Origin of the sequence: Streptomyces purpurogeneiscleroticus (assembly GCF_020024005.1) — a bacterium.
Classification (GTDB): Bacteria; Actinomycetota; Actinomycetes; order Streptomycetales; family Streptomycetaceae; genus Streptomyces; species Streptomyces purpurogeneiscleroticus.
In genome coordinates this window covers 1-6,730 of record NZ_NHSG01000261.1, presented here as the reverse complement: position 1 = coordinate 6,730, position 6,730 = coordinate 1, and the positions used below count along the sequence as shown (strand labels likewise).

Genomic DNA, 6,730 nt, shown 5'->3' with positions numbered 1-6,730 from the left:
CGCACCTCATCGCGGCCCGCCGCGCCCCGCGGCATGCCGCGCCCTGCCCCGCAGGGATGGAATCCCACCGAAATGCCGAGGACCGTATGAGCACGCAACCGACGACCGACGTGGCGCCACCCCCACCGTCCGCCCCCGGCGACGGCCCGTCGGACGGCCTGCAGGCCGGTCTCAAGAACCGCCATTTGTCCATGATCGCGATCGGCGGGGTGATCGGCGCCGGCCTGTTCGTCGGCTCCGCCTCCGGCATCGCCGCCGCCGGGCCCGCCATCCTCCTGTCGTACGCCCTGGTCGGCGCCCTGGTCGTGTGCGTGATGCGGATGCTGGGCGAGATGGCCGCGGCCTATCCCAGCTCCGGGTCGTTCTCCGCGTACGCGGACCGGTCGCTCGGCCGCTGGGCCGGCTTCTCGATCGGCTGGCTGTACTGGTTCTTCTGGGTCGTGGTGCTGGCCGTCGAGGCGACGGCGGGCGCGAAGATCCTGGAGGGCTGGATACCGGCCGTGCCGCAGTGGGGCTGGGCGCTGATCGTCATGGTGGTGCTCACCGCGACGAACCTCGCGTCGGTCGCCTCGTACGGTGAATTCGAGTTCTGGTTCGCCGGGATCAAGGTCGTCGCGATCGCCGCCTTCGTCGCGATCGGCCTGCTGGCCGTCTTCGGCGTGCTGCCCGGCGCGCACAGCGAGACCGCGGGGATCGCGAACCTCACCGAACACGGCGGGTTCATGCCGAACGGTCCGGGGTCGATCCTCACCGGCGTGCTCATGGTGGTCTTCTCCTTCATGGGCAGCGAGATCGTCACACTCGCCGCCGGCGAGTCGGAGAACCCGCAGCGCGCCGTCACCAAGGCGACCAACAGCGTCATCTGGCGCATCGCGGTCTTCTACCTCGGCTCGATCTTCGTCGTGGTGAGCCTGCTGCCGTGGAACGACAAGTCGATCACCAAGGACGGCAGCTATGTCGCGGCCCTGAACACGATCGGCATCCCGCACGCCGGTGAGGTCATGAACGTCATCGTGCTGACGGCGGTGCTCTCCTGTCTCAACTCCGGGCTCTACACCGCCTCCCGAATGGCCTTCTCGCTCGGCCAGCGCGGCGACGCGCCCAAGGCGTTCGCGCGGACCAGCGCCCGCGGCGTGCCGCGCGCCGCGATCCTCTCCTCCGTCCTCTTCGGCTTCGTCGCGGTGTTCTTCAACTACAAGTGGCCGGACACCGTCTTCGCCTTCCTGCTGAACTCCTCCGGCGCCGTCGCACTGTTCGTGTGGCTGGTCATCTGTTTCGCGCAGCTGCGGATGCGCGGCATGATCCTGCGGGACGACCCGTCGAAGCTGGTCGTGAAGATGTGGCTGTTCCCGTATCTCACCTGGGCGACGATCGGCATGATCTCGTTCGTGCTGGTCTACATGCTGACCGACCCCGCCGGGCGGCAGCAGGTCACGCTGTCGCTGCTGGCCGCCGTGCTCGTGGTGGCGGTCGCGCTGGTACGGGACCGGATCCGCGGTTCGCGGACGGCGTAGCCCCGGACAGGGACGTCGCCAGAATTGCTGGTGACGCGGTGGGCCCATCCATACCAGGATGGGCCCATGTCCGAACCCAACGCTTCCACCGGGCAGGCCGGCTCCGCCGCCGAGCCGCTGCCCCGCCAGGTCGCCGACGCCTACGTCGACGACCTGATCGCCCTCGACCCCATCACCGGCACGTTCCTCGGCGTACCGGAGAGCTCCGGCAAGCTGCCCGACTTCTCGCCCACGGGGCAGGAGGCGCTGGCCCAGCTGGCCCGCACGACGCTCGACCGGCTCGCCGCCGCCGAGGCTCGGCCGGGCGGCGACAGTGACAACGAGCGGCGCTGCGCCCGGCTGCTGCGCGAGCGGCTGACCGCCGAACTCGCCGTCCACGAGGCGGGCGAGGGCCTGCGCGCCGTCAGCAACCTCAGCTCGCCGCTGCACTCCGTACGCGACATCTTCACCCTCACGCCGACCGCGACGGACGAGGACTGGGCGGCCGTCGCGCAGCGGCTGCGCGCGGTGCCCGCCGCGCTGGAGGGGTACCGCGCCTCGCTCGCCGAGGGCCTGAAGCAGGGGCTGCCGGCCGGGCCGCGGCAGGTGCGGACGGTGCTCGGGCAGCTGGGCGAGTGGATCGGCACGGACCGCAGCTGGTTCGCCGACTTCGCCGCGACCGGGCCCGAGAGCCTGCGCGCCGACCTGGACGCCGCGGCCGGCTTCGCCACCGGCGCGCTGACCGAGCTGCGCGACTGGCTGCGCGACGCCTACGCGCCGGCCATCGAGGGCGCGCCCGACGTGGTGGGCCGCGAGCGGTACGCCCGCCTCGCCCGCTACTACAACGGCAGTGACCTGGATCTGGAAGAGGCGTACGCGTACGGCTGGTCCGAATTCCACCGGCTGCTCGCCGAGATGGAGAAGGAGGCCGCGAAGGTCCTCCCGGGCGCCAAGACTCCGTGGGAGGCGCTGGCCTGGCTGGACGAGCACGGCGAGGTGGTGGAGGGCGTCGAGGAGACCCGCGAGTGGCTCCAGTCGCTGATGGACGAGGCCATCGAGAAGCTGGACGGCACGCACTTCGAACTGGCCGAGCGGGTCAAGCGCGTGGAGTCGCGGATCGCGCCCGCGGGCACCGCGGCCGCGCCGTACTACACCAGCCCCTCGCTGGACTTCACCCGTCCGGGCCGCACGTGGCTGCCGACCATGGGCGAGACCCGCTTCCACGTGTACGACCTGGTCTCGACCTGGTACCACGAGGGCGTGCCCGGCCACCACCTCCAGCTCGCGCAGTGGGCACACGTCGCCGACGAGCTCTCCCGCTACCAGACCACGGTCGGCATGGTCAGCGCCAACGCCGAGGGCTGGGCGCTGTACGCCGAGCGGCTGATGGACGAGCTGGGCTTCCTCAGCAACGCCGAGCGGCGCCTGGGCTACCTGGACGCCCAGATGATGCGCGCGATCCGCGTGGTCATCGACATCGGCATGCACCTGGAGCTGGAGATCCCGGCGGACTCGCCGTTCCGGCCGGGCGAGCGCTGGACGCCGGAGCTGGCGCAGGAGTTCATGGACGCGCACTGCAGCCGTCCGTCCGACTTCGTGGAGAGCGAGATCATCCGGTACCAGGGCATGCCGGGCCAGGCGATCGGCTACAAGCTGGGCGAACGCGCCTGGCTGAACGGCCGCGAGGCGGCCCGCCGCCGGCACGGCGCCGCCTTCGACCCGAAGAAGTGGCACATGGCGGCGCTCTCCCAGGGCTCGCTGGGCCTGGACGACCTGGAGAGCGAACTGTCGGCACTGTAGACGCCGGGTCGCCGGGTCGCCGGGAAATCCGTGGCGGACGGGGGGGAGGTCCGTAAGGTCCCTCCCCATGACCGACCTCTTCTCCTCCCCCGGCCCCGGCGACCCGCGCCGACCGGACGGCCCGCTCGCGCTCACCGCGGGGCGCGTGACGCTGCGGGCGCTGTCGCCGGCCGAGTGCGCCCGGCTCGCGGAAGGCGGTACGGCCGGGCTGGTCTGGGTGGACGGCGAGCCTCCCGAGGGCACGGTGGAGGGCGCCGGGATCATGGTGCAGCTCGCCGCGGCGGGGCTGTACCGGCCGGGCTGGGGCACGTACGCGCTCACCCGCACCGAGGACGGCGTGGCCCTGGGCGGCATCGGCTTCCACGGCCCGCCCGACGAGTCCGGCACGGTCGAGCTGGGTTACGACCTGTCCCCCTCGGCGCGCGGCGCCGGCTGGGCGACGGACGCGGTACGGCTGCTCGCCTCGTGGGCGGCGGCCCGCCCCGAGGTACGCACACTGCGGGCCGCCACGGAGCCGGCGAACCTGCCCTCGCAGCGCGTGCTGGAACGGTCCGGCTTCGTGCGCGCGGGCGAGGAGTCGGGAATGTACGTGTTCGAGTACGCGGGGAGCGGGAGCGGTGCGGAGGGAGCGGCCGGCGCGGGCATGCCCGAGGCGGCCCCGGAGGACCGGACCCTCAATGCTGGAACCCGCCCTCGGAGTTGATCACCTCGCCCGTGATCCAGGCCGCCTCGTCCGTGGCGAGCCAGGCGATGAGCCGCGCCGGATCGTCGGGCGCGCCCCACGCGCCGCCGGGGAAGCGCCGGGCGACCCACTCGCGGAGCTCGCCGACGGCGTAACCGGTGTCGACCGGGCCGGGGTTGACGGTGTTCACGGTGACGCCGAGGGGTGCGAGGGTGGTGGCGAGCGTGCGGGTGGCCGAGGCCAGCGCGCCCTTGGCCAGGCCGTAGGCGACCTCGCCCGGCATGCCGCCGCCCTGGTCCTGGCCGGACGTCATCATCACGATGCGGCCGCCGGGCTGCTCGGGGGCGCGGTGCCGGGCGTACGCCTGCGCCAGCAGGATCACCGACCGGGTGTCGATCGCCCAGTGCGCGTCCAGCATGGCCGCGTCGATGGAGTCGAGCGTGCCGTCGCCGCCGCTGAGCGCGTGGTTGGCGACGAGGATGTCCACGCGGCCGCCGAGCGCGTCGGCGGCCGCGCCGAAGAGACGGGCCGGGGCTTCGGGGTCGGCGAGGTCGGCCGGCCCGTGTGTCACCACCGCACCGGGCACGGCCACTTCCCGTACGCCCGCCGCGACCGCTTCGGGCCCGCCCGGGTCGGCACCCCACGGCTGCCGCGCGTCGTGCGGGACGTGGTGGTGCAGATACACGCTCGCGCCGTACGCGGCCAGCCGGCGGGCGACGGCGTAGCCGATGCCGCCGCGCCGGCTCGCGCCGGTGACCAGCGCGGTGCGGCCGCGCAGTGGGTACGGTGCGCGGCGCAGCTCGGCGGCGGACGGGGAGGGTTCGGGCGCTCCGTCGTTTGTGCCGTGGTTCATGGTCATGACCGGACAGCCTGGCCGCCACGGCCTCCGATGTCATCCCGTTTTCGGCACTGTGAGCGGCGGCGCCGGGGCCGCGGAGGCCCGCGGGATTCAGCAGCCGCAGGAGACCGGCGCGGCCGCGGCCGCATCGGCCGGCGCCGGGAGCGGCGCCGTGAGCGGGTCCGCCGGGCGGCGTTCCGTGCCGTCCGCGGTCTCCACCGCGTAGCCCTCACGGATCCAGTACTCGATGCCGCCGAGCATTTCCTTGACCCGGTAGCCGAGGCGGGCGAGGGCAAGCGCGGCGCGGGTGGCGCCATCGCAGCCGGGGCCCCAGCAGTGGACGACGACGGGGACCGCGGGGTCGAGGAGGCCGGCGGCGCGCTCCGGGATGCGGGCGGTGGGGAGGTGCACGGCACCGGGGATGTGGCCCTGGTCCCAGGATTCCCGGCTGCGGGAGTCGATGAGCACGAAGCCGGGGTCGCCGCCGCCGGCCAGGGCGGCATGCACGTCGGCGACGTCCGTGTGGAAGGCCAGGCGGGCCGCGAAGTAGGCCGCGGCCTCGACGGGGGCGGCCGGGGGTACGGCCATGGGGGAGTTGCCGGTGCGAGTGCGGGATGCGGTGTTCTGCGGTGTTGTCATGATCGAAATCTATGAGCCGCCGGTCCGGGACGGAACCGACTTTCCCCGGGAAAACCCTTGATCCGCCGGGGATTCCACTGCTAGACAGCGGTCATGACGAGTTCTTCCCGGTACTCCCCCGACGCCACCGACTGGCGCATACTCGACGCCCTGCAACAGGACGGGCGTGCGGGCTACGCCGTGCTGGCGCGGGCGGTGAACATGTCGGCCAGCGCCGTCACCGAACGGGTGCGGCGGCTGGAGGAGGCCGGGGTGATCCGCGGGTACGCGGCCGTGGTGGACCCCGAGCGGGTCGGGCTGCCGGTGCTGGCCTTCGTGCGGCTGCGGTATCCGAGCGGTAACTACAAGCCGTTCCACGATCTGCTGGAGACGACGTCGGAGATTCTCGAGGCGCATCACGTCACGGGTGACGACTGCTTCATCATCAAGGTCGCGGCGCGTTCGATGCGGCACTTGGAGGAGGTGGCGGGGCGGATCGGCGCCCTGGGGGCCGTCACGACCAATGTCGTGTACTCCTCCCCGCTCGCCGGCCGCCCCGTCAGCCCCTGACGCACTGTCAGCCGGCGCTCTCGGGAGTGCGGAGGCGTACGGACGAGCCCGCGCGGCTCTTGACGACCTCCAGCTGGGCCGGGATGCGCTGGCGCAGGTCGGCGACGTGGCTGACGATGCCGACGCTGCGGTCCCGTTCGCGGAGCGAGTCCAGTACGTCCAGGACCTCGTCGAGGGTCTGCTCGTCCAGGCTGCCGAAGCCCTCGTCGATGAAGAGGGTGTCCAGGCGGGTGCCGCCGGCCTCGTCGGTGACGACATCGGCGAGGCCGAGCGCGAGGGAGAGCGAGGCGAAGAAGGTCTCGCCGCCGGAAAGCCCTGCCGTGTCGCGTTCCTGGCCCGTCCAGGCGTCGATGACATGGAGGCCGAGGCCGGAGCGGCGGGCGCCGCCGGCCCGTTCGTCGGAGTGCACGAGCGTGTAGCGGCCCGCCGACATGCGGGTGAGGCGGGCGCTGGCGGCGGCCGCCACCTGTTCGAGACGCGCGGCCAGTACGTACGACTCCAGGCGCATCTTGCGTTCGTTGTCCGCCGAGGTGCCCGCGGTGAGGGACGCGAGGCGGGCGACGCGGTCGAACTCGGCCCGCAACGGGGCCAGTTCACGGGCGTCGTGCTCGGCGCGCGCGGAGAGCCGGTCCAGTTCGGCGCAGCGTTCGCGGGCGGTGGCGTGGGCGGTGGCGGCCTCGCGGAGCCGGCGGGCCGCGCCGTCTCCGACGCCGCGGGCCCGGTCGGTGT

At 73.0% G+C, this 6,730-nt stretch carries 7 protein-coding genes; 4 read left to right on the top strand and 3 right to left on the bottom strand.

Translation table 11 applies throughout. The annotated features are described in order from the left end of the window. Positions 1–86: 86 nt before the first annotated feature. The 3 genes from CCS38_RS16980 to CCS38_RS16970 all read left to right on the top strand — a co-directional run bounded on the left by CCS38_RS16980 (position 87) and on the right by CCS38_RS16970 (position 3,996). Complete coding sequence (locus CCS38_RS16980) at positions 87–1,514, top strand: amino acid permease (RefSeq protein WP_223734117.1); 1,428 nt, start codon at positions 87–89, stop codon at positions 1,512–1,514. Between the two features lie 66 nt (positions 1,515–1,580). Further along, entirely contained in the window at positions 1,581–3,293 is a 1,713-nt protein-coding gene (locus CCS38_RS16975) for a DUF885 domain-containing protein (protein WP_223734116.1), read from the top strand. Positions 3,294–3,360: 67 nt separating this feature from the next. Beyond that, positions 3,361–3,996: a GNAT family N-acetyltransferase gene (locus CCS38_RS16970; RefSeq protein WP_223734115.1), complete on the top strand. Its 636-nt coding sequence runs from the start codon at positions 3,361–3,363 to the stop codon at positions 3,994–3,996. On the opposite strand, the gene CCS38_RS16965 is transcribed toward CCS38_RS16970, so the two are convergent. Both CCS38_RS16965 and CCS38_RS16960 read right to left on the bottom strand, forming a co-directional pair. Beyond that, positions 3,968–4,828 (bottom strand): SDR family oxidoreductase, encoded by an 861-nt coding sequence (locus CCS38_RS16965; protein WP_372457097.1) that lies wholly within the window; start codon positions 4,826–4,828, stop codon positions 3,968–3,970. The genes CCS38_RS16970 and CCS38_RS16965 overlap by 29 nt on opposite strands. A gap of 96 nt (positions 4,829–4,924) precedes the next feature. Beyond that, positions 4,925–5,452 carry a rhodanese-like domain-containing protein gene (locus CCS38_RS16960; protein ID WP_223734113.1) on the bottom strand — a complete coding sequence of 176 codons (528 nt, stop codon included), beginning with the start codon at positions 5,450–5,452 and terminating at the stop codon, positions 4,925–4,927. 93 nt (positions 5,453–5,545) lie between these two features. On the opposite strand from CCS38_RS16960, the gene CCS38_RS16955 reads away from it, so the two are divergent. Beyond that, on the top strand, positions 5,546–6,001 hold the full coding sequence (locus tag CCS38_RS16955; RefSeq protein WP_223734112.1) for an Lrp/AsnC family transcriptional regulator: 456 nt from the start codon (positions 5,546–5,548) through the stop codon (positions 5,999–6,001). Positions 6,002–6,008: 7 nt separating this feature from the next. Here the strand turns inward: CCS38_RS16955 and CCS38_RS16950 are convergent. Next, positions 6,009–6,730 (bottom strand): SbcC/MukB-like Walker B domain-containing protein (locus tag CCS38_RS16950; protein WP_308050805.1); only part of this gene is annotated, 722 nt, incomplete at its 5' end.

Coding starts and splice junctions, on each gene's coding strand:
- CCS38_RS16980 (WP_223734117.1), top strand. CDS start 87: ATGAGCACGCAACCGACGACCGACGTGGCGCCACCCCCACCGTCCGCC.
- CCS38_RS16975 (WP_223734116.1), top strand. CDS start 1,581: ATGTCCGAACCCAACGCTTCCACCGGGCAGGCCGGCTCCGCCGCCGAG.
- CCS38_RS16970 (WP_223734115.1), top strand. CDS start 3,361: ATGACCGACCTCTTCTCCTCCCCCGGCCCCGGCGACCCGCGCCGACCG.
- CCS38_RS16965 (WP_372457097.1), bottom strand. CDS start 4,828: ATGAACCACGGCACAAACGACGGAGCGCCCGAACCCTCCCCGTCCGCC.
- CCS38_RS16960 (WP_223734113.1), bottom strand. CDS start 5,452: ATGACAACACCGCAGAACACCGCATCCCGCACTCGCACCGGCAACTCC.
- CCS38_RS16955 (WP_223734112.1), top strand. CDS start 5,546: ATGACGAGTTCTTCCCGGTACTCCCCCGACGCCACCGACTGGCGCATA.